The 21,728-nt window shown below is 30.4% G+C and carries 20 protein-coding genes and 1 other RNA gene; 13 read left to right on the top strand and 8 right to left on the bottom strand.

Annotated elements, in window-relative coordinates:
- The first annotated feature begins 44 nt into the window (after window positions 1-44).
- From COC46_RS16015 to ssrS, 3 genes are all read left to right on the top strand, one after another.
- Window positions 45-3,641 (top strand): dynamin family protein, encoded by a 3,597-nt coding sequence (locus COC46_RS16015; RefSeq protein ID WP_098810856.1) that lies wholly within the window; start codon window positions 45-47, stop codon window positions 3,639-3,641.
- 30 nt (window positions 3,642-3,671) lie between these two features.
- Window positions 3,672-4,499, top strand: a complete 828-nt coding sequence (locus COC46_RS16010) for a sulfurtransferase (RefSeq protein WP_098810870.1) — start codon at window positions 3,672-3,674, stop codon at window positions 4,497-4,499.
- 46 nt (window positions 4,500-4,545) lie between these two features.
- Window positions 4,546-4,727, top strand: a non-coding RNA gene (gene ssrS / locus COC46_RS16005) — 6S RNA.
- A 5-nt stretch (window positions 4,728-4,732) separates the two neighbouring features.
- Here ssrS and COC46_RS16000 read toward each other — a convergent pair.
- Both COC46_RS16000 and COC46_RS15995 read right to left on the bottom strand, forming a co-directional pair.
- The gene (locus COC46_RS16000; protein WP_098810854.1) at window positions 4,733-5,668 is read right to left on the bottom strand and encodes a DMT family transporter; all 936 of its coding nucleotides are present in this window, start codon (window positions 5,666-5,668) and stop codon (window positions 4,733-4,735) included.
- A gap of 15 nt (window positions 5,669-5,683) precedes the next feature.
- A complete protein-coding gene (locus COC46_RS15995) occupies window positions 5,684-6,064 on the bottom strand; it encodes a reverse transcriptase-like protein (RefSeq protein WP_098810852.1) in 381 nt (126 codons plus the stop codon).
- A gap of 259 nt (window positions 6,065-6,323) precedes the next feature.
- Here COC46_RS15995 and COC46_RS15990 point away from each other — a divergent pair, with 259 nt between their 5' ends.
- Window positions 6,324-6,980 (top strand): reverse transcriptase-like protein, encoded by a 657-nt coding sequence (locus COC46_RS15990; RefSeq protein ID WP_098810850.1) that lies wholly within the window; start codon window positions 6,324-6,326, stop codon window positions 6,978-6,980.
- A gap of 17 nt (window positions 6,981-6,997) precedes the next feature.
- Window positions 6,998-7,186 (top strand): zinc-finger domain-containing protein, encoded by a 189-nt coding sequence (locus COC46_RS15985; protein ID WP_098810848.1) that lies wholly within the window; start codon window positions 6,998-7,000, stop codon window positions 7,184-7,186.
- 349 nt (window positions 7,187-7,535) lie between these two features.
- On the opposite strand, the gene COC46_RS15980 is transcribed toward COC46_RS15985, so the two are convergent.
- Window positions 7,536-7,781 (bottom strand): DUF2564 family protein, encoded by a 246-nt coding sequence (locus tag COC46_RS15980; RefSeq protein ID WP_098810846.1) that lies wholly within the window; start codon window positions 7,779-7,781, stop codon window positions 7,536-7,538.
- A gap of 307 nt (window positions 7,782-8,088) precedes the next feature.
- On the opposite strand from COC46_RS15980, the gene COC46_RS15975 reads away from it, so the two are divergent.
- Together COC46_RS15975 and COC46_RS22305 are read left to right on the top strand one after the other, a co-directional pair.
- Complete coding sequence (locus COC46_RS15975; RefSeq protein ID WP_098810844.1) at window positions 8,089-8,469, top strand: hypothetical protein; 381 nt, start codon at window positions 8,089-8,091, stop codon at window positions 8,467-8,469.
- 509 nt (window positions 8,470-8,978) lie between these two features.
- Window positions 8,979-9,146, top strand: a complete 168-nt coding sequence (locus COC46_RS22305; protein WP_176545188.1) for a hypothetical protein — start codon at window positions 8,979-8,981, stop codon at window positions 9,144-9,146.
- A gap of 553 nt (window positions 9,147-9,699) precedes the next feature.
- Here COC46_RS22305 and COC46_RS15970 read toward each other — a convergent pair.
- Together COC46_RS15970 and cspD are read right to left on the bottom strand one after the other, a co-directional pair.
- Complete coding sequence (locus COC46_RS15970) at window positions 9,700-10,164, bottom strand: hypothetical protein (RefSeq protein WP_098810842.1); 465 nt, start codon at window positions 10,162-10,164, stop codon at window positions 9,700-9,702.
- A 696-nt stretch (window positions 10,165-10,860) separates the two neighbouring features.
- Window positions 10,861-11,058: a cold-shock protein CspD gene (gene cspD, locus COC46_RS15965; RefSeq protein WP_088072155.1), complete on the bottom strand. Its 198-nt coding sequence runs from the start codon at window positions 11,056-11,058 to the stop codon at window positions 10,861-10,863.
- 301 nt (window positions 11,059-11,359) lie between these two features.
- On the opposite strand from cspD, the gene COC46_RS15960 reads away from it, so the two are divergent.
- The 4 genes from COC46_RS15960 to COC46_RS15945 all read left to right on the top strand — a co-directional run bounded on the left by COC46_RS15960 (window position 11,360) and on the right by COC46_RS15945 (window position 15,118).
- The gene (locus COC46_RS15960) at window positions 11,360-11,584 is read left to right on the top strand and encodes a hypothetical protein (RefSeq protein ID WP_098810868.1); all 225 of its coding nucleotides are present in this window, start codon (window positions 11,360-11,362) and stop codon (window positions 11,582-11,584) included.
- A 237-nt stretch (window positions 11,585-11,821) separates the two neighbouring features.
- On the top strand, window positions 11,822-13,987 hold the full coding sequence (locus COC46_RS15955; protein WP_098810840.1) for a DNA topoisomerase III: 2,166 nt from the start codon (window positions 11,822-11,824) through the stop codon (window positions 13,985-13,987).
- Between the two features lie 81 nt (window positions 13,988-14,068).
- Window positions 14,069-14,446 (top strand): hypothetical protein, encoded by a 378-nt coding sequence (locus tag COC46_RS15950; protein ID WP_098810838.1) that lies wholly within the window; start codon window positions 14,069-14,071, stop codon window positions 14,444-14,446.
- A 303-nt stretch (window positions 14,447-14,749) separates the two neighbouring features.
- Window positions 14,750-15,118, top strand: coding sequence for a DUF3979 family protein (locus COC46_RS15945; RefSeq protein WP_098810836.1), 369 nt, complete (start codon window positions 14,750-14,752; stop codon window positions 15,116-15,118).
- Here COC46_RS15945 and COC46_RS15940 read toward each other — a convergent pair.
- The gene (locus COC46_RS15940; RefSeq protein WP_098810834.1) at window positions 15,115-16,161 is read right to left on the bottom strand and encodes a YkvI family membrane protein; all 1,047 of its coding nucleotides are present in this window, start codon (window positions 16,159-16,161) and stop codon (window positions 15,115-15,117) included. The genes COC46_RS15945 and COC46_RS15940 overlap by 4 nt on opposite strands.
- A gap of 202 nt (window positions 16,162-16,363) precedes the next feature.
- Between COC46_RS15940 and COC46_RS15935 the strand changes: the two genes are divergently transcribed.
- Entirely contained in the window at window positions 16,364-17,647 is a 1,284-nt protein-coding gene (locus tag COC46_RS15935) for an MDR family MFS transporter (RefSeq protein ID WP_098810831.1), read from the top strand.
- Window positions 17,648-17,681: 34 nt separating this feature from the next.
- Here the strand turns inward: COC46_RS15935 and COC46_RS15930 are convergent, their stop codons facing one another.
- Window positions 17,682-18,620, bottom strand: a complete 939-nt coding sequence (locus COC46_RS15930) for a metal ABC transporter substrate-binding protein (RefSeq protein ID WP_098810829.1) — start codon at window positions 18,618-18,620, stop codon at window positions 17,682-17,684.
- Between the two features lie 305 nt (window positions 18,621-18,925).
- The gene (pssA, locus tag COC46_RS15925; RefSeq protein WP_098810826.1) at window positions 18,926-19,660 is read right to left on the bottom strand and encodes a CDP-diacylglycerol--serine O-phosphatidyltransferase; all 735 of its coding nucleotides are present in this window, start codon (window positions 19,658-19,660) and stop codon (window positions 18,926-18,928) included.
- 381 nt (window positions 19,661-20,041) lie between these two features.
- Between pssA and COC46_RS15920 the strand changes: the two genes are divergently transcribed.
- Window positions 20,042-21,673 (top strand): peptide ABC transporter substrate-binding protein, encoded by a 1,632-nt coding sequence (locus tag COC46_RS15920; protein ID WP_098810824.1) that lies wholly within the window; start codon window positions 20,042-20,044, stop codon window positions 21,671-21,673.
- Window positions 21,674-21,728: the final 55 nt, after the last annotated feature.

Genomic DNA, 21,728 nt, shown 5'->3' with positions numbered 1-21,728 from the left:
GCTAGGGAAAATATTTGAGTTTGAAATGAAATGGGGAAATCACGTTGCAAAACACTAAGATTAACAGAGGGGAATTACTGAACAAGGTTTCTTCAGGAATCAATTTACTTTCTGATCAAGGAAATTCGAAGGAATTATTTCAATTAAAAAAATTAGCATACAAAATACAAAATAAGGAAAGTTATTACGTATTTTGTGGGCATTTTTCTGCAGGGAAGTCATCATTACTAAATGACTTATTACAAGTAGAAAAACTACCTACGAGCCCAATTCCTACAAGTGCTAACGTCGTAAAATTAAAAAATGGCGAAAGTAAAATGTTAATTACTCTTAAAGATGGTGAAATGTATCAGATTCAAGAGGATATCCAGGTTGATGAACTAAAAAAATTAGCTTCAGATAGTGGGTCAATTATTGAGCTAGAGTGGGCACAAGAAATATTTAAAATCCCAAGTGGAACTGTCTTAATTGATACACCTGGTATTGATTCAACTGATATGGACCATCTAGACGCGACAAACTCAGTTATACATCTAGCTGATAGTATCTTCTATTTAATGGACTATCAGCATGTTCATTCGAAAACAAATATTGATTTTATCAATGGTTTAGTTGAAAAAAATAATAAAGTTTGTTTAGTCATTACATGTATAGATAAACATGATGAAACTGAATTAACGTTTGAACAGTTTAAACATGGAGTTATTGGAAACTTGAAAAAACAAGGATTAAATAACTTACAAGTTTTTTATCTGTCAACAAGAGATAAAACTGTTAAAAATAATCAATATAACCAATTTATAAATTATTTAAATGAATTATACCGTGATCAAGATGTAGTTCAACTTGAAAATGACTATGCAAGTTTTTTAACAATTATGAATGAACAAGTACAACAACTTGAGAACGATTACATCGACATCGATCAAAATGCTGATGAAATAAAATCGGAATATAGCATTTTAACGAATGAAATTGAGACGATTGAAAAGTCAGTTTCTTCATTTGAAGAAACATGTTTGCAGTCTACTCAACAAGTATTAAGTAATTCAAACATTACACCGTTTGAAATGAGGGATTTAGCCTCAAAATATTTAGAATCAGAAAAGGCCTTGCAAAATAAAGGATTATTCCAATCAAGAAAAAAACTTGAGAATAGTTTACATGAATCGAAAAATCACTTTATTAACAAGGTACAAGAATTAACAAATAAACAAATTGAGTATTTCGTAAAAGAAGCTGCAATTCGCTCTGTGAAACAAATTGAAAATAATAAAATTGATAGCAGCGAATTTGATAAAATTCTGGAACCTACTTTGAGTGAAGATGTATTATGTCCAAAGCCTTCTCATTTAATTGATACAGGTGGAAACTATTTATTACAGTATACAAAGGAAGTAAGTGAAGGGATTAAGGCGGTCTATCGCAAAAGTATTTCTGAATTTATTTATAGCCTTTCAAAAGAACTAAAGCTACAAAATGAAACAGCGTTGCTAAAATTAAAAACGAAAAAGAACGAACTACAATCTAAAATTGATGGGTTTAATGACTTAGAGTTCAATAATCATCAAATTTCACATATGGTTTTTGAAATTAAGACGATTTTAGAAACTAATCAAGAATTTAATCATGAACTGCCAGAAATTAAACCTACTTTAATTTCAGTAAGCGACTTAATTAATCATAAAATCTTAACTGTTCAAACTCCTGAAATAAAAGAAGAGCGTATTACAGAGTTTGATCAAACGAATACAAAAAAATATTCCAATGAAGAAATTCAAGCTAAATATGAAATCGCTGATTTACTATTAAACGAATTAGCTTCAAACAAATTTGTAAAGAGTAAAATTGGTTTTCTAAAAGAAAAAAGAGAACAAATTAAATCAAACGAGTATACAATCGCTTTATTTGGAGCGTTTAGTTCTGGAAAAACATCGTATATAAATACTTTATTAGGTGACCGTGTATTGCCAGTTTCTCCACACCCAACTACAGCAGCAATTTGTAAGATTAAACGTTCATCATTTGATTCAGGTAATAAAAAAGCTGATGTAAGTTATAAATCTGAGAATTCTTTAAAAGAAGAGTTTCTAGATTTCTTCAAAAAATGGGGTGTAGAAGCAAACGAAAATGAATGGTTTAGTACGCTTCAACATCTAATTAAGAAACAAAAGGATAAAATCCCTACGGATGCTTTCGTTTATGCTGAAAGTGTTTGTCAAAATTACGAAGAAATGAGAAGTCTACTCGGAACAATTAAACGATATGACTTAGATGAGTATGTAAGTGTAATTAGTGAAGAAAATAGAGCATGCTTTGTTAAAGAAAGTACAGTTTATTTTGATTGTGATATTACTTTAAGTGGTATTGTGTTAGTAGATACGCCAGGAGGAAATAGTATCCATTCAAGACATACTGAATTAGCCTTCGATTATTTAAAAAAAGCTGATTTAATTTTATACGTTGCACATTATCAGCATGCTTTTACACGTCAAGATGAGTCTTTCTTAATGCAAATTGGACGAATGAGGGAAAGCTTTGATAGTGACAAAGTGTACTTTGTATTAAATGCTTCGGATTTAGCAAAGGATCAAAATGAAATCGAAATCGTACAAAATTTCTTTGTTAACCAATTAACGAAATTGGGCGTACGTTTCCCATCTGTTTTTGCTATTTCAAGTATGCTGCAGATGAAGGGGTATGGTGATTCAGAGCTAAATGTAGCAATTGAGAATAATTATAAGAATTTAAATACGAAAATCCAAAATTTCTTCCAATTTGAAATTGCTAATGAAGTATTTAAAACGTTTATTAATGACTTATTAACCATTGAAAAAATCTTACGTGATACAATTAATCGATTTGAAAGAATAAAGCGTGAAAAAAATCAATTCTTTAAAGAACTTGAGGAAATACAGATTAAGGTCAAAGAAACTATTAAAAATGCTGAGCCTACTAATTTACCAAGAGCATTTATGAAAGAAAACGAACAATTAATTTTCTTTATCGAAAAGCGAATCGAATTAAGAATGAGAGATCTATTCCCTTATTTCTTTAATCCTAGTATTTTTAATACGACGACGAAAAACATTAAACAATTGTTCGTTACGAAAATTCGTGAATTTATTTATGAAGTGTTAGAAGAGATTTTAAAGGAATTACGAGTAACAGGATTCAGATTAGAGAAGTTTTTAACGAATGAAATTTCAATGTCACAAGACCGAGTTATAGGTGAAATACATTCAATTCAATCTGAATTTATCGTTCAAAAAGGTGAAATAAACGAGATTTTACCTGTTTCAATTAAAAACCCAGATCAATTTATTAATGTCGATCGTTTTGAAAGTTTAAAGTCGCACTTTAAAAATCCAAAAAGCTTCTTTGTTGATAATATGAAGGAAAATATGATAGATGAATGTATAAATGAATTGAGAACTCCTTTAAAAGAGTATTTATCGAATATGAATAACATTTATGCAGATCATTATCATATTCAATATGTTGAAGCATTTAATTCTGTATTGCAAAACTGCAGCCAGCAAATTGAAAATGATGTGCAACAAACAATTAAAGCTACTGAAAATTTAAATGAAGTAGTGGTAGATGAAAAGGTGCTAAACTTATTCAAAAAATTATTTTAATAGGAAGGTGGACAATTAAATTTGAAAAATATAATTGATATAAACATTGCAAATAAACTGCGTTTAAATAAAAATGTAGTTTTCTTAGATTGCCGATTTCAATTGTCAAATCCTGCATATGGTTTTAATGAATATCAAAAAAGCCATATTCCGCTTTCTCGTTATGTCGATTTAAATAAAGATTTATCAAGTTCAGTACAAAAGCATGGTGGCAGACATCCTTTACCTAATTTAAATGATTTTGGGAAACTTTTAGGTGAACTTGGAATAGATCATGACACGATTGTGATTTGTTATGACGATGGTACAAATGATAATGCAGCAAGATGCTGGTTTTTATGTAATTTAGTTGGTCATAAATTTACTTTTGTATTAAACGGTGGTTATAAAAAATGGCTAGAAAACGGTTTTGAAGTAACTACTAATGTTGAAGAAGTACTCCCTAAGAATTTTGAGATTAATGTGCAAGATCATCTAATTAGTTCTATGCATGAGGTCAAAAGAAATAGTAATAGAGAAGCCTTCAATTTAATTGATTCTAGAGAAAATATTCGATATATTGGAGAATTTGAACCGATTGATCGAATTGCTGGCCATATTCCGGGAGCAAAAAATTCTTTTTGGAAAGATGTTTTAACTGAAAGTGGAGAATTTAAAACTACTGAAGAATTACAAGCACTATTCAGTCCATACAATAAAGGCGATGAAACAGTTGTTTATTGTGGTTCAGGTGTAACAGGCTGTGTTAATTATTTAGGATTAATTGAAGCTGGATATACGAATGTAAAACTATATCCTGGAAGTTTTAGTGATTGGATTTCATATGAAGATAATGTTGTAAATAAGATAAAATTATAAGTTGCAAAATAGTTTTAGTTGGTATAGAATGAGAATACGAATTAAACAAAACCTGCTGTGTGCGTTGACATTTTATGTCTTAAACCAATGATTTTGTATAGGAAGACCGATATTTAAGTAACTACATCGCGCCTATTTATAGGAGGATGAAAGTTACTTGTGAGGACATCCACCTTGGAGTTCGGTTTACTTAGGCATAAAAAGAACAACGGCATTTGCGGGAAAAAAACCATTCACATATTGTGAATGGTTTTTTCTTCTTTAACACCTTGCTTTTTGCTTTTATTCTTTCTAATTTGAGTTACGATCGTAGAAATTAAGATTAAAATACAACCGATAAAACCAATTTCTCGTAGTCTTTCTCCACCATAATAATATCCTGTAATCGCAGCAAATACTGGCTCAGTTGCTAATATGATCCCTACTTCAGTTGCACTAATCGTACGTTGAGCAAACATTTGGATAAAGAAAGCTGTAGCGGTACAAAAAATGGCAGTAAATAAGATCGAAAAAATGAAAAAATTATTTGTCCATAATTCATGATTGAATATGACCTGCCAATCTTCAAAGATTAAAGCAAATGTCCAAGAGGCTAACCCTACAAAAGTTATTTGTACTGTTGCAAGCTGTAGTGAATTATAATTAGGTGAGTAAATCGTTGAATAAATAATATGTAATGCGAACGCGATCGCACTAAACAAGGAAATAATATCACCGGAATTAAACTTAGAATTTGTTGAAAGAGTTAATAAAAATATACCGATGAAGGCAATGATTGCGCATAAATTTTCCCGAAAAGTAGGCTTTTTCTTATATTTAAAAAATAAAAGAAAAGGAACAATTGCTACACTAATACCTATTATAAAACCCGATTTAGATATTGATGTGTAGTGTAATGCAAATGTTTGAAATACAAATCCAAAAAATAAAAATAATCCGATAACGATACCAGGGAAAATATAACCATCTTTTCCACGATATCTTTTATTTTTTTTACGATTTAATAAAGTTTGAACGGTAAATAATACAATTGCTGCAACAATAAATCGCAATGCATTAAATGTAAATGGCTGGACGAACTTAAGTGTTTCTTTGACAATAAACAGCGAAGAACCCCAGAAGAATGATACAAAGAGTAAAGAAGAAAAAGCGATTAATTTATTTTTCATTTAGTCCATTCCTTTTTATTTAATGGCTTTTCGAGCAAGTTCATCTGCAACCTTATTAGAGCTTGATGGAATCCATTTAATAAAGAAAAGATCAAGTTGATTAATTAAATAAAGAGATTTCTCTAATAAAGGAATAAACAAATCGTTTTTAGAATATTTCTTATCAATACTCTCTTCAACGATTTTTGAATCCGTTCGGAATGAAACAATTGATAAATTATTTTTGACACAATAATCTAGTGCAATTAATAATGCATGAAACTCAGCTTCATGATTAGACATCGAATCTAATGGAATACTTAAAAAAACAGGTTCTTTAATTCCTTTTATGAAAATACCTGCACCTGATGGACCGGGATTTCCTTTGGAAGCTCCGTCAATATAAACTTCAATCATAGTAATCCTCCAACACTTAGATATGTATCATTTTAGTATATATTTAAAAAAATGAAAACTTAAAATATGAAATCAATTTTGATAATTAAATTTTAATTAATTTCATTCCTTATAATTTGATGTCAATTGGCTAATATTGATGAATTATAGAGTAGTTGATTAGACAGTGAATAGGGCTGTGAGTCAGGAATAAAGTAAGAAAATCCTGAGACTATATTTATGTTTCTTATTAAATAAACCTATAGAAAAGGTGTGTAGGATGAAGTTAAAGATCATATGGAAATACCAAACTAAAAAGAAATATCAAATTTCACTGGAAACTGATTGGTTAGAAATTAAAGAAGCACTACTTTTAGCGGAAGATTTTGAAAGTACAGGCAGAACAAAAGAAATTATTTTTTTAGATCAATTCGATTCAAACTGGTCGAAGAAACAAGTACTTAAGTATATAAAAGAGCTTGAGGAAGAACCTCATAATGTTACAATATTTTTTGATGGGGGATTTGACTTATCATCTTCTATTTCTGGAATAGGTGTATGCTTATACTTTAGTCAAAATGGTAAAAACTATCGAAGAAGGTTTAATGAAAAATTAGATGGATTATTGACAAATAATGAGGCAGAATTCGCAAGCATTGAAAATGCAATCTTATTATTAGAAGAAATGAATATTACTGGACAAACGATTGTCATTAAAGGAGATTCACAAGTAGTTATTAATCAGTTAAGTGGAGATTGGCCATGTTATGAAGAACAACATGAAAGGTTCATAAATCGAATCGAAAGAAAATGTAAAAACTTAAAATTAACCCTACAATTGGAATTGATTAAACGAAATGATAATAAAGAAGCTCATAATCTAGCAACGCAAGCTCTAAAAGGGAATAAGATAATGAGTACAATTGAAGTCACATGAAGAGGTGAAATGATGTCATGGATCGAAAAGAAATCTTAGAGGAAATAGATACTTTATTAAAAACATATTGTGATGGCTGTTTTGTTTATAAACATTTTAGAAAAGACCATAGCCAGAAATTCGCTCAATCATTTTGTATTAACAAATGTACTATTGGAGAAAAAATAAAAAACATCGGTAAGCAACTACATCAGACTGCTGATTAACTGATTATTTACTTGGAATTTTTGATCTTTGATTTAAGAAGGTACTATTTAAGTGCCTCTTTTTTACGTTGTTGAAGAATAGTTTGTAATAGTCAAATTTTCGTAAAGGAAACGTAGTGATGTTGATTTCTACTAACAGGATACTCGCTTTCCATGAGGCTAGACCTGAGCATCCTCGGTGTCGCCTGCTGTGTCTAATTAAACTACGAAGGCATGATGTTAACGAGTCCCAATAAATCATCAAAATGAAAAACTTATTTAAGTTGCACAATGTTTTAGGAATTAGACAAAATAAAAGACTGTCGACTTCTTCGACAGCCTAAGATAGTGATCAAGTACCTTTTTCAAATTAAATCTGAGCTTCTCGTAATTGATGCTCAACTTGGGTTAAATCTTCTTCTTGTTTCATTAAAAACTCATCATCTAAATCAGTTGCAAGGCCCTTCATTTTTTCGAGCTGTTCTCTTGCTTGACTTATTGCAGTTGATGCATCAGTTAGCTGTTGCTTGTCCATGCTCATGGTAGCATAACCTACAAGTCTTTGCGCCGCTTTAACTTTCATTTCTACATCTTCAAAATTATTAAAGTTTGACATAAACACCCTCCTTATTTCACTTCGTAGTATTCCCAAATTAATAGGAATCATGAAAGGGGACAGTTTTTTTTGTATTTTTTTTTTTGAATATCTTTAGAATTGATAAAAATAGTTTTTAGAAATAAGGCTATTTATGTAAAAAAATAGGCTTTATTAAAGTAGTTTGTTGATTTCCTTAAGCAATTTTATGGCGGTTTAGTTACATAAGGATTATTTGAAATTCTATGAAAAAAGGTGAAATTCCCCCAAATTACAAAAGTCGTTAAGTTGATATAATTAACTTAAAAATATTGAAGGTGGGGTAAATATGAAAAAAATTATATACATACTTCTTTGTATTAGTGTATTTTCATTACTATCTGGTTGTAACACGGATTACAAGAGTTTTTCAGAGGTATATCACGGAAATTTAAATGAAATTAATAAAATTGGAGTTACTAACGGCCAGAATGGAGAGAACATAGTAATTACAGAACAGAAGGCAATAAAAAAATTTATTAGTGATATTAAAGATAGTAAAGTTTCCCAAAATAAAAACACTATTGTAAAGGGATGGTTATACAGTGTTACGTTGTATAATCAAGACAAAAAGTCAATGAGTTTCACAACTAGTGAAATAGTAGGAAAGACAAATAAAGATGATGCACAATTAGTTACTGCAATTGAAACATTATTGAATTATAAGTAAATTTTCTTCAACTAAAGCATTGCAGTAGTTGAAGAGCATAAGCTGCCACTATGCGGCTTTTTTATTGTAGTAAACGGCATTTTAGATCAATAAGAAATTATAATGAAGAGAATGGAAAAATAAGGTAAAATTATACATATAACAAAAGTTAATCCTAATTGCCACTTTTTTGATTTTACAATTTTCTAGTTGGAAAACAAATTGGGCAATTGTGGATATTGATAATCATCATTGGATATTTGGCTTCGGCTTTAGCTTCTTGGTATAGCAAAAGAGGCTTTTGGAAAAAAGCATCGGCGACTAATTTAATCATTATTCCTGTTGGTTACCTGGTTGTTATTATTTCATTCATGATTGGACTCACAAAGTAAAGGAATTTAAGAACAGAAAATTTTATTGTCAAATATGAATTGTAAAAGTATTAAAGGATATCGACAAAATTAACAAGTTCTTAAAAAGAAATTGAAACAATATTTTAAAGAAAAATTGTAGAAATGAGGTATTTGTAAATGAATGAAGTACTGGTATTATCAATCTTTGTACTTATATTTTTAACATATAAGTTTGTTCAAGTTTTTAAAAATAAAGAGGTGCCAAAAGGTAACAAGATAATTGCTTGGTCACTATATGGAATTTCAATTATAGGAATAATAATTGTAAATAAATGGTTTTCTTAATTGATTCTTATTGAAACTAATGCAATGCGTTCAACAGCAAGAGTTATAGTAGTGACGCTTTTTTTAATAAAGGAATAGACGTATAACTGAAAAAGTATTAACATTAAATTGGATATTTATGGTAATTATTGTGAGAAACAAAGTTAAATTTAAAATGAAAGGGTGAATTAGAACGTGATATGGATTGCTGGAGGTACTTTTTGTCTTATAGTATTAGTAGCGGTTTTCAATGCATTAGCTTTCGGTACAAGTTCATCATACGAGACATTTGACAAACAACGACAAGAGTAAATACGTGTAAGAAGTTCCCCAAATACTCCTCATAGTGTTATAGGTTCGCTTGTTATACTGGATCTATGTCCCAACCAGCCCAAATCATGCTTCTATAAGTAAGGGTGTGCTGTTTAGTTTAAGGGGGCCAAACCCACGAATTGAAAAGTTTCTTATCCTTAGACGTATGGGTAGGAACTTTTTTTGTTAATCATGAAATTTTGGCACAAAAAAAACCGAGAACAAATGAATATTCTCGGTTTAAATGTTTTATTTACGTTATTTACAAACTTCTTTGATTTGTAACGTCTTGATAAACGTCTTGCTTGCCTTGTGAAATAGCAACCCACCAAAGAACCCCTTGGGTGAGAAAGAACAGACTCCACATTAATACTAGACCAATCGAAGTTAAATCAGTACCCCCATCACCGTATATACCTTTAACTGTAACAAAAGTGATAAGTACACTAACTATAAGACCTACCAACTTAATAATTAACGGCGTTTTAGAAATAGATGTATCCATTTGTGGCGAATCATTTGTTTCTGTTACGAATGTTTTTTTGTAAGACCTAGCATAGTCATGAACACCTAGCTTAATCTCATTCTGTAATTTTTCTTCGTCTCCTATTATCATCTCTTTCGTAATGAAAATCAATGACATTGCAAAAGGTACTACAATTACTAACCATCCTAAAGCAAATGCTATACCACCGAAATCAAGATGTAAATCTCCAAAAGGCGTCATTATTCATCTCTCCTTTATATAAGTAGACAATAAACATATGCATCGTTCATCTAAATTCATAATACTGAATTACAATTTATCTGTATGTGATTTAAATCACACACACAGTTAAATTAATACCAATTTTTAACGATCAAATAACCCTTATCAATTTTGGGACAAAAACCGAGAACAAATGAATGTTCTCGGTTTAGACGACGTTTATTTATTTTCTTAATGGCTCTATTAAAAAATAATGTGGATTTTCTTATTCATTAAATGGGGATTTTCCCGAAGTTCTTGTTCGGACAAGAAAGCTGTTAGAAAGAAGCATCCAATGAAGAGTTTAGAACACTTTTACAAAGCTTGGCTCGTAAGTTGAATCGAACAAACTATTCAATGGTGAAGGAGCGATTCCAGAATTGGACTTTAAGAATACATGAACAGTGTGAAGGTTTTGTCCACTACTTTCAACATAAGGAACCGATTATTCGCACTTAGTGAAATTGGATTGAGGTGTACCACCACTTGACAAAGAACTAGTACTAGAGTTCATCAAAGCGAGGGTCAGTGGGTTTTTTGTGAACTTCGAACGTGAAGCCTGAATTCTATCTTGAACACGAGGGGGGATTTTGGAGATTGGAAATAAAGACATTATACAGAGACAAAAATAAAAAAAGGACTGACGAATCAGTCCTCTATGTAGTCAAGTTTTAATTAGATCTTTACTACGTTAGCAGCTTGAGGTCCACGGTTACCTTCAACAATGTCAAAAGAAACTTCTGCACCTTCTTCTAAAGATTTGAATCCTTCAGTTTGGATTGCTGAGAAGTGTACGAATACATCGTCTCCGCCTTCAACTTCGATGAATCCAAAACCTTTTTCATTGTTGAACCATTTTACTTTTCCTTGCATTTTTCTTTTCCTCCTAAAACATTGCACATGAAGCGCGAAAGAATTTCCATTTATTAATATTATAAAAATAAATGTTGAAATTAATATACAACTATTAAGAATATAAGTCAAGTAAGCGCTTAATATCAAAATATACATTCAATAGACATAATTAATTCATAAAATAAAAAAAAAGAAAAATATATTTGTGAAATAATTCACAAATAAAATTGAACATGATATACTTCAACTATAGTAAGTAACCAAATTACTATAAAATATCAATCATGTTTTCACCTTAAAAAGAGACGGAGAGATGAAAATGATACATTGTGAATGGATTGAATTTCAAATTGAAAATGATTTAATAACTGAAGAAAAATTTGAAGAAATGATGAATGATACATTTCAAGCAATGATGGTCGATGAAAATAACTTTCCTCAATATATATGGACTGCTAATTATGTTGTAATTGTAACAAAACGAATTAAAATATTAGAAGAAGTAGAATTTATACAAATCCCTCGAAATCCAGCTTGTAGCTAAAAGGCAGGATTACAGAAAAATTTAAATGCAGTGCAAGGGTATGTGTACTCCTTGTACTGCATTACTGTCTTACCTACATTACGAGTTCTTCTTGATTTTTCCACCCTATCGCTTGAGCGTACATCCAACCTATAATGCCTTTAAAATCTTTTCCTACCATTACATAAGTTATATAATAACTATATTAAACATATAGCGTTATGAATAAAAAATCAGTTTAAAAATGTGAGGAAGAAAATGAAATTAATTATTGCCGAGAAGCCTGATCAAGGTTTAAAGCTTGCTGCACCTTTTAAGTTTCAAAAGAAAAAAGGATTCTTAATTATCCAACCAAATGAGTTTTTTCCAAAAGGTGCTTATTTAACTTGGGCTATTGGACATTTATGTGAGTTGTTATCACCAGAAGAATATGATGATAAATGGAAAAAGTGGTCTTTAAATACGCTACCAATTATTCCAAATCGTTTCCAACATAAAGTTTCCAAAGGGAAATGGGATCAGTTTTCAATAATTAAGAATTTAGTCCACTTAGATGAGGTTACTGAGATTATTCTTGCGGGTGACTGTGAACGGGAAGGAGAACATATTGTTCGCCTTATTTTAAATTTAGCTGGAAATAGAAAGCCAATGAAAAGACTTTGGATTTCTTCGTTAACTGAAAATGCAGTAATAAAAGGATTTAGTCAATTATTAGATGAAAGTGAAACAAAAAGCTTATTTTTTGAGGCTTATAGTCGAGCTTGTGCTGATTGGTTAGTTGGAATGAATGCATCAAGGGTTTATTCATTACATCTACAAAAAAAGGGGATACAGGATGTATTTTCTTTAGGTAGGGTACAAACACCAACATTAGCTCTTATTGTCAAAAGAGAATTGGAAATTGAAGCCTTTAAATCTGAACCGTATTGGGAGGTTTATGCAACATTTCAGTTCGATAAGCAAAAGTTTTTTGGAAAATGGCATAATGAAACAGAATCTAAAATTAAGACTTATGAATTAGCTGAAAAAATTGCTAGCTTTTGTGATCAGAAAAACGTAAAAATTACTGACATTGAACAAGAGAGAAAAGAATTTCATCCACCTTTTCTTTATAATTTATCTGCTCTTCAAGCAGATGCTAACAGTAAATATAAATTTTCACCACAGAAAACACTAGAGATAGCACAAAAACTTTATGTCAAAGGGAATATTTCATATCCACGTTCAGATTCGAGCTTTATTACGAAAGAAGAAGCAATGATGCTGCCAGAGATATTGAAAAAGCTTGAAAATATTGAGCAGTTTTCACAATTCTTTCCTTTACCAAACCAATCTATTTTAAATAATAGTCGTTTTGTTAATGAGAAAAAGGTAACTGATCACTATGCAATTATCCCTACTGAGCAAGTACCTAATATTCATAAAATGAATGATGAAGAATTGAAAATATATGAATTAATTGTCAATAGATTAATAAGCGCACATTATCCTAGTGCGATTTTTGACTATACTACAATTCATACAATTGTAGACGGACGTGCGACTTTTAGTTCAAAAGGAAAAATAATGGTTCAAGAAGGTTGGCGAAAAGTCATTTTCGAAAAATCGAAAGAAAAAAATAATGAAGAACAAAATTTACCCCATGTAGAAACTGGACAAGAAGGACTAGTGAAAAAAGTTGAGGTAAAAGAAAAGAAGACTCAGGCACCAAAAAGGTATACAGAAGGTCAGTTAATTACTTTAATGAAGTCTGCAGGCAAACATATTGATGATCCTGAACTAACAAAGATTTTAAACAAAACTGAAGGGTTAGGTACTGAAGCAACGCGAGCTGGGATTATTGGTACATTAAAAAATAGAAAATATATTGAAGTTAAGAAAAATCAAGTTTTCGCGACTGATAAAGGGAAACTGATCATTTATGCACTTGGAGAAAATATATTGACTTCCCCTGAAATGACTGCAAAATGGGAACAGAGATTACATGAAATAGGTGAAGGTAAAGCAAGTGGTCAAGATTTTATGGAACAAACAAAAAAATTAACTGAAAAGATCATTCTTGATGCATATGATAGCGAGAAAATATGGAATTTTTCAGGCTATAGAATTGAAGAGATGCAAAATTCAAAGTTTGGTCCGAAGAAAAAATCTTCAAGTGTTGGAAAATGTATTAAATGTGATGGGAAAATGGTTGATAAAGGATCATTTTATGGTTGTGATCAATTTCAAAAAACAAAATGTGATGTTACAATTTCCAAAAAAATATTAGGAAAAACAATTACAAAATCAATCATGAAGCAACTATTAAATGGTGATACAACAGAAATGATAAAAGGATTTTCAAAAGACGGTAAAGAGTTTGAAGCTTCTTTAAAATTTAATGAAGCGGGGAAAATCATATTTATTCAAAATTCGATTAAATAAAGTCAAGCATAATGAAATTTATCTAGTCATTTCTATTTTTTATTGCATATAATTTTATACAAAGGTAATAGGAGGATTAGAGTGAAGGAATTCTATAGCAATGAACAAGTTTTTTTAACTGGTGGAATTGTTCCTTCCGTATATTCATTATGTATAGACTGTAATCGGAAAATTGTACATGTTCTTGATTTGGATCGAGTTGGTACTAGACCGGTATATGTATCGTTTTCAAACAGATTTGCAGAAAATATTTTTGAACAAATAAACTTATCAACGTTGGGAAGTTACTTAGAATACCAATATTTAATTTATACTACAGAAGGTATTGTTACAAAATGGATAAATAACGAACTTACAGCGTTAACTAATTTAGACGAATGTAAACCAGAATTTGTTAGCTTAATGAAAGAAAGAAGAAACACATGGTCTAAATATAAAGCTATATACAATCGAAAATAAAAAAACAGGATTACTCTTGAGTTTTAATAAAGAGTAATCCTTTTTATTTATTTGGCTCTGTTAATATTAATTGTTGATTTTAGTTAAATTCNNAATGGAAAATCAACATTCTTTTTAACAGAGCCATTTATTTACATGTGGCCAAGGTAACTCAAAAAAAGTAGTATTTGCACAAAATAGATTATGAAAATTCTTTTCCTACTACTTTCCTTAAACAAAATCCACGGTCTTGCATATCCCTGTCTTTTCCTGTCTTTATTTGTTAAACTATCAACATATCTTAATAAATTAGTAGGTGACAAAATGATTTGTTTTTTAGAAAATACCTTTCAAATAAAATTAGTAAAAAATGATAAAGGTGATTATCCAATTATTGTGACTGATGAAGGGATCTTTAGCGAGATTAATCTGATAGATAAACCAAGTAATTATGTTAAGTTTATTATAAATGAATATGATGAGTTAACGATTGATTGGTATATCGACAATGAAAATCGCTTTTCTGTGAAGAGCTTACAAATTCATCAAATGATTTTAATTAACGATCTTGAAGAAAATTCTATTCAATTTGTATTAGAACGTTGGCAAAGCAGGATGTTTAAGATTCAATGGAAACCAAAGTTGCACATTGAATTTGGTTTGTATTATGAAGTTTGCGATGACTGTGATTAAGACCTTTTCGGTTTAAGTAAAGTAAGAATGACAAGAAAACTGATCCAACCGATCAGTGGGTATAAGAAAGTTAATAGTGGACCATAACCAATTATACTAATAAATAGGCAGCAAATTAGTAAGATAATTACAAGTAGATTTGTATTTATTTGGATGTATGAATTAATTTGTCTAGACATGCCGTATATATTTCCAACTAAGGTAGTGAAAATTTCTGCTAAAATGACCATTAAGAAAAAGTAATAGAAAATGGGATGGATTTTTTTGATTACTTCAACCATTGGAATTTCATATTGTTGAAAATTAGATACACCTGTTACATTAATGTGAATTAGTAATAAGATTGTGCCTAATATTAATCCGCCTAAAACTCCTCCTTGAATAATTGAAGATTTCTCTTTGCATTCAGAACCAATTGGAACTAATACTGCCTGAGCTAATGCCATATTTAAACAAACATATGTGATTGGTTTTGTAAATACTGAGAAGTTAAGTGGATCATTTGAAGGTAAAATATGATCCATTGTTATTTCGTGCATTGAGAATGGTAAATGTGAGTTGATAAAAACTGCAACAATAAAGGCACACATAATTGGGACTACAGTATTATTTAAACTGAATAAACCACTTGTCCCTTTTCTTAATACCATAAAAGTTAAAACAATAAATAAAAATGAGCCGATGAAAGAATCAAAATGTAAATAATTTTTAAATACAGCACCAGCACCCGACAGCATTACACTTGTAACGCCAATTAGACAAAAGAATAAAAGGCCATTAATGATATTTCCTCCAAGTTCTCCGAATATTAGTACATTAAATTGCTGCGCAGAATTTAATTTATATGTATGTGCAATCGTCATTATTTTAGTTCCAAACCAACAAAATAAAATGGTGGCAAAAAGAATTCCAATTGCACCATATACCCCATTAACTGAAAAGAACTCCACGATTTCTTTACCTGTAGCAAAACCTGCTCCTATTACAGTCCCGACGTATGTAAAAGCTATATTACGTGCTTCTTTATTAAAGTTGAATTTCATAGGATTTCCTCCTAAATGTAGTACTAAATTGTATGATACTTATTAGGAAAATAGACATGCTTCCAAAGTAAAAGTTTATAAACATTTCAAATGAATACTTCTATCTGAGTATGATTTCTTTGAAGAAGGATGTCCCAATTAAAATTCAATTTACGACATTTTTTAATTATGTTAAAGTGAGAAGGTTGGGGGGACGTACATCATGAATATACTTAAATGGAATTTTAATATGAAAGTAAGGCTTGTTGCTGAGTTTTTCTTTGGACTATTTTTTTGGATGTATTTACCATTTTTAGCGATTTATTTTGCTGAAGAATTAGGTAAAGTGACAGCGGGGATCTTACTAATGTGTTCTCAAGCTGTAGGAGTTATTGCGAACTTAGTCGGTGGATATTTAGCTGATACGTATGGCCGAAAACGTATGATGGTAATTTCAGCTTTTATTCAAACTGGAGGTATGATTTTATTAACAATTGCAAATTCGCCAATTCTAAATTCTCCATGGTTAACTTTTTTAGGATTTGCAATTATTAGTGTAACTGGGATGCTTTATAATCCAGCAAGTTCGGCAATGGTTGCAGATACAGTTGAGGACAAAGATGAAAGGAATTTAGTCTTCGCTGTTTTTTATACAATGATTAATATTAATGTTGTTATTGGCCCAATAATCGGAGGAATCTTATTTTTCAAAGCAAGATTTTTATTATTTGCTATTTCTTCGGTTATATTTTTTATGGTTTCAATTATGATTCTTCTATTAATAAAAGAGTCATTGCCAGATTCTGTAAGGCAAGTAAAGGAAGCTTCTTTTTCAAATGTTTTAATTAAACAAATAAAGAATTATCGTATTATTTTTACTGACAAGGTTTTTTTCTTATTTGTTGCTGCTGGAATATTAATCTCTCAAACTTTTACTCAATTAGATTTATTGTTAGCGGTTTATATAAAAGAGAGTATACCTGCTCAAACATTATTTAGTTTAGGGGATTTTACTTTAAAAACAAATAGTGAAACTTTATTTAGCTGGACTATTGCTGAAAACGGTTTAATCGTGGCATTATTTACGGTTTTAATAACAAAATTTGCGAATAAGTTTAATGAAAGATTTTTATTTTTTGCTTCATCTGTTTGCTATGCTTTTTCGATGCTTTTGTTTGGATTCACACTTTCAGCATATGTAATATTTATTGCGATGGCAATTTTTACTTTAGGAGAAATATTAGTTGTAGGAAATCAAAACTCATTTATTGCAAAAATTGCTCCAGAAAGTCAACGTGGTCAGTATTTTGCAGCAGCTGGTTTAAGATGGTCATTTGGACGAACTATTGCACCTTTAACCATTCCACTTGCTGGCTTGATAGGATATAAATGGACATTTATCTTAATTACGATTCTAGCTTTAATTGGAGCATATTTATTTGAAGTGATGTTTAAAGAAATGAGGAAAAAATCTGAAGCTGTGCATAATGATGTGAAAATTGTTTAACTAATTAAGAAAAAGACCCGAACTTGGGTCCTTTTTAGCGGTTATTCAACGTTTTATCTAGCGTATCTATATTTTCTTGCATTAAATCAAAATAATCTTTTTGTTTTTTATCATCATCCTCTGAAATCGTTGCTAGGTGGTTAAGTCTTAAGATTTGAGCATGAGTTTCTTCTTTTACGACTGAAGCTACTTTTGGTGTTGCAAAAGTTTCGAATAAAATATATTTAACGTTGTGTTCTTTTACAAAATCAACAACTTTCTTTAAATCCTTTTGTGAAGGTTCTTGAGAAGGGGAAAGACCTGTGATTGGTATTTGTTCAATACCATATTGCTGCTCCAAATATCCATAAGCAGCATGTGAAACAACGATATCTTTACGTTCTGAATGTAAAATTAAATTTCTTAAATCATTATCAAGTTCATCAAATTGACCATCAATTTTGTCATAATTTGCTTCGAAATATTCCTTGTTTTTTGGCATTAATTTTATTAATTCGTTCCTAATATTTTGAGCCTCAATTTTAGCACGAGTAGGATCTAACCAAACATGTGGATCTACATCGTGATGGTCTTCGTCTTCTTCAATTTGTTCTTCATTTGACTTGATTAATTCAATGTTTTTTGTTGTTTCTAAGATTGCAACATTGTTATCTTTTAATGTATCTTTAATTTTGTCTGCAAAAGGTTCCATACCAGCACCATTGTATACAAATAAATCTGAGTTTGCGATTTTAACAATTTGTTTTGAAGTTGGTTCAAAATCATGAGTATCAACACCTGTAGGGTAAATGGAATGCACATCAACATATTTACCACCAATTTTTTCAGTAAAGTCTTGTAAAGGGAAAATTGTTGTATAAATTGTAAGTTTATTTTTATTTTTAGTACTTTGCTGATTTATGTCCTTATTACAGGCTGATAGAACTGCTCCAGTTAATAGCAAAGTAGCAATTGCTAATTTTTTAAATTTCATTTGGCTCTCTCCCTAAAAATTTTAATCGTCTTAGTATTTTATATTGAGGGTATTTATAAACGAAAATAGATTAAAATAGTTTAATTCGTAATCATTCCTTTTTATACATGAAAAAAAATGTAAGATAATTTTTATCATACAATTAAGTTGGCTATTTAATTAAAAACAAAATCGTAATAAATACGATTTAACACTTTGTCATTATAGAACAGTAAGTTCTAATGTGCAAGGAAAATGCTAATGTAAACGGATAAAATAAAAAAGTATGCTTTAATGAGGAATAATTCATCAAAACATACTTTTTATTATGATTTTCTTTTCAAACGGAATTTACGAGGTTTTTGATTTTCACTACTAGATTGCTTCTTTTTACTTTTAAAAAATTGAAAGAATATAAAGAAGATGTAGAGTGGAATTGCTATATAAATAAAGAATGGCCATTGTTCTTTTTTAGCATGCCATACAAGATATAAAGCGTATCCTAAAAATATAGTAATAATTGTTGCATATTTTGGGAGTGGTATATCTTTAAAACTTGGAATTTTAATTCTACTAACCATTAAAAATGCTAAAGCGACGAATACTGTAATGATAACAATTTGTGGTATTCGACTTCCGAATAATGTTAAAAAGGCGACAAGACCACCGGCAGCTGTAATAGGTACTCCAGTAAAATATTTCAATGATGTTGAAATAGGCGTCACATTAAATCGAGCTAACCTATATGCTCCAAATAATGGGAATAACCCAGCAATTCCTAGACCTAAAATACCTTCATTTGAAAATTGAGTACAATACACTAAATAGGAGGGTGCAACTCCAAATGTAACGATATCTGCTAAGGAGTCTAATTCTTTTCCTAATTGTGATTGCACACCTAAAACTCTAGCAACTCGACCGTCCATACTATCGAGCATCATTCCTATTAAAATAAGAATAGCAGCATTTCTAAATTCTCCTTTAGCTGCAAAGCCGATCGATAGAAAACCACAATATAAATTCCCAAGTGTAAACAGGTTTGGGATACTTTTTCTTATCATACATTCACTTCCTAAAATTGATATAAAAAATATATATGTACAAATTCATAGAATATATTATAACCCAAAATTTAGTAATAATGGAAACTAATAATGAAGATCATTAAATGTTTGTAAAATCGACATAAAATCTTATAAAGTTTATAGATTTTGCGCCGAAAAAATATGTGAATAGTAAGACAATCATATTGAACTACATAAAAACGAGAAAAATTATGAGATTTGAACTAAGATTTTAAGAAATTTTTACAAAAAATAAATTAAATATTAAAAAAATACTTTTTTTTCTGAAAAGTATGTAGTATATTGAAAAAGTAATAAGTGATTTTTCAGAAAAATAAGTAAATTAATGAATAATCACTAATATATGGAGGTGCTCTAATGAAGCGTAGATTAGCAACAACTGTTTCAAGTTTATTAGTACTAAGTACGGTACTAGCGGCTTGTGGCAAAGACACAGAAAAAACGGCAACTAATTCTCAGAAAGATAAGAAGCAAACACTAAGATTAACTACAACCACTGAGATTCCTTCTATGGATTCAGCAAAAACTACTGATTCAATGTCATTCGAAGTTTTAAACAACGTAAATGAAGGTTTACTTCGTTTAGGTGAAGGTGACGAAGTAGTAGATGGCGTTGCTAATAAAGATTCGATTGAAGTTAGTAAAGATGGCCTAACATATACGTTCCATTTACGTGATACACAATGGTCAAATGGTGAGCCTGTAACTGCTAATGACTTCGTTTATGGCTGGCAACGTGCTGTAGATCCTAACACTGCATCTGAATATTCATTCATTTTATATTATGTGAAAAATGCTGAGGCAATCTTCAATGGTAAAATGCCAAAAGATCAACTTGGTGTAAAAGCACTTGATGATAAAACTTTACAAGTTACTCTAGAACAACCTACACCTTATTTCTTACAATTAACTACTTTTGGAACATATTTACCTGAAAACCAAAAGTGGGTTGAATCTAAAGGAAATCAATATGGGTTAGAAGCAAATACTCAATTATATAATGGTCCGTTTGTATTAAGTGAATGGAAGCATGAGCAAAGCTTTACATTAAAGAAAAATGAAAAATATTGGGACAAGGATACTGTTAAGTTAAATGAGATTAAATACAATGTAGTTAAAGATACATCTGCTGCAGTTAACTTATATGAAAACGGCGATATTGATAAAGTAATGGTAGATTCTGAGTACGTTGATAAGTATAAAAACAATCCAGAATACAAAACTCAATTAGATGCTCGTTTAGTATTCTTCCGTTTTAATGAGAAACTACCAATCTTTAAAAATGCTAAAGCTCGTAAAGCTTTTGATTTAGCTTATGATAAAGAAGCGATCACATCATCGATCTTAAATGATGGGTCTAAACCTGCATACTGGTTAGTACCTTCTGAGTGGGTAAAAGGTCCAGATTCTAAAGATTTCCGTGACCATAATGGAGACTTCAACAAATATAATGTTAAAGAAGCTCAAAAATTATGGGCAGAAGCTAAAAAAGAATTAGGTAAAGATAAATTTGAGTTAAAAATGCTTTCATATGACGATACGACACGTAAAAAAGCTGCTGAGTATATCGCAGGTGAGCTTACGAAGAACTTACCAGGTTTAAAAATTACTGTAGCTCCACAACCGTTTGAAATCAAGCTTGATAACGAGAAATCATTAGAATATGACTTCTCATTCTCAGGATGGGGTCCGGATTATCCAGATCCAATGACATTCATTGATATGTTCTTATCAAACAGCGCATTCAATGAAATGGATTACAAAAATCCTAAATATGATGAGCTTGTAAATGCTGCGAAGAAAGAAGCAGATCCACAAAAACGTTGGGATAAAATGGTAGAAGCTGAAAAAGTTATTATGGATGAAGCTGGTATTTCTCCAATTTATCAACGCGGTCGTGCATATTTACAAAAAGATTCAGTTAAAGGTATTATTGCTCACAAGTTTGGTGGAGATTTCTCTTACAAATGGGCTTCTAACGAAAAATAATACTTTACACATCAAAGAGAAGGGACAACCTTCTCTTTTCAGACTGCCCGCCAAA

This window comes from Bacillus sp. AFS041924, from assembly GCF_002577195.1.
In the GTDB taxonomy this organism is placed as follows: Bacteria; Bacillota; Bacilli; order Bacillales; family Bacillaceae_G; genus Gottfriedia.
The sequence above is the reverse complement of the archived record's forward strand: the minus strand, read 5'-3'. Positions and strand labels throughout refer to the sequence as shown.

Bases quoted from the DNA above. Each gene is read 5' to 3' on its own strand.
- COC46_RS15955 (WP_098810840.1), top strand. From the start codon at position 11,822: ATGAAATTAATTATTGCCGAGAAGCCTGATCAAGGTTTAAAGCTTGCT.
- COC46_RS15975 (WP_098810844.1), top strand. From the start codon at position 8,089: ATGAAAAAAATTATATACATACTTCTTTGTATTAGTGTATTTTCATTA.
- COC46_RS15970 (WP_098810842.1), bottom strand. From the start codon at position 10,164: ATGACGCCTTTTGGAGATTTACATCTTGATTTCGGTGGTATAGCATTT.
- COC46_RS15995 (WP_098810852.1), bottom strand. From the start codon at position 6,064: ATGATTGAAGTTTATATTGACGGAGCTTCCAAAGGAAATCCCGGTCCA.
- COC46_RS15990 (WP_098810850.1), top strand. From the start codon at position 6,324: ATGAAGTTAAAGATCATATGGAAATACCAAACTAAAAAGAAATATCAA.
- COC46_RS15920 (WP_098810824.1), top strand. From the start codon at position 20,042: ATGAAGCGTAGATTAGCAACAACTGTTTCAAGTTTATTAGTACTAAGT.
- pssA (WP_098810826.1), bottom strand. From the start codon at position 19,660: ATGATAAGAAAAAGTATCCCAAACCTGTTTACACTTGGGAATTTATAT.
- COC46_RS15940 (WP_098810834.1), bottom strand. From the start codon at position 16,161: ATGAAATTCAACTTTAATAAAGAAGCACGTAATATAGCTTTTACATAC.
- COC46_RS15930 (WP_098810829.1), bottom strand. From the start codon at position 18,620: ATGAAATTTAAAAAATTAGCAATTGCTACTTTGCTATTAACTGGAGCA.
- COC46_RS15985 (WP_098810848.1), top strand. From the start codon at position 6,998: ATGGATCGAAAAGAAATCTTAGAGGAAATAGATACTTTATTAAAAACA.
- cspD (WP_088072155.1), bottom strand. From the start codon at position 11,058: ATGCAAGGAAAAGTAAAATGGTTCAACAATGAAAAAGGTTTTGGATTC.
- COC46_RS22305 (WP_176545188.1), top strand. From the start codon at position 8,979: ATGAATGAAGTACTGGTATTATCAATCTTTGTACTTATATTTTTAACA.
- COC46_RS15935 (WP_098810831.1), top strand. From the start codon at position 16,364: ATGAATATACTTAAATGGAATTTTAATATGAAAGTAAGGCTTGTTGCT.
- COC46_RS15960 (WP_098810868.1), top strand. From the start codon at position 11,360: ATGATACATTGTGAATGGATTGAATTTCAAATTGAAAATGATTTAATA.
- COC46_RS16000 (WP_098810854.1), bottom strand. From the start codon at position 5,668: ATGAAAAATAAATTAATCGCTTTTTCTTCTTTACTCTTTGTATCATTC.
- COC46_RS15945 (WP_098810836.1), top strand. From the start codon at position 14,750: ATGATTTGTTTTTTAGAAAATACCTTTCAAATAAAATTAGTAAAAAAT.
- COC46_RS15980 (WP_098810846.1), bottom strand. From the start codon at position 7,781: ATGTCAAACTTTAATAATTTTGAAGATGTAGAAATGAAAGTTAAAGCG.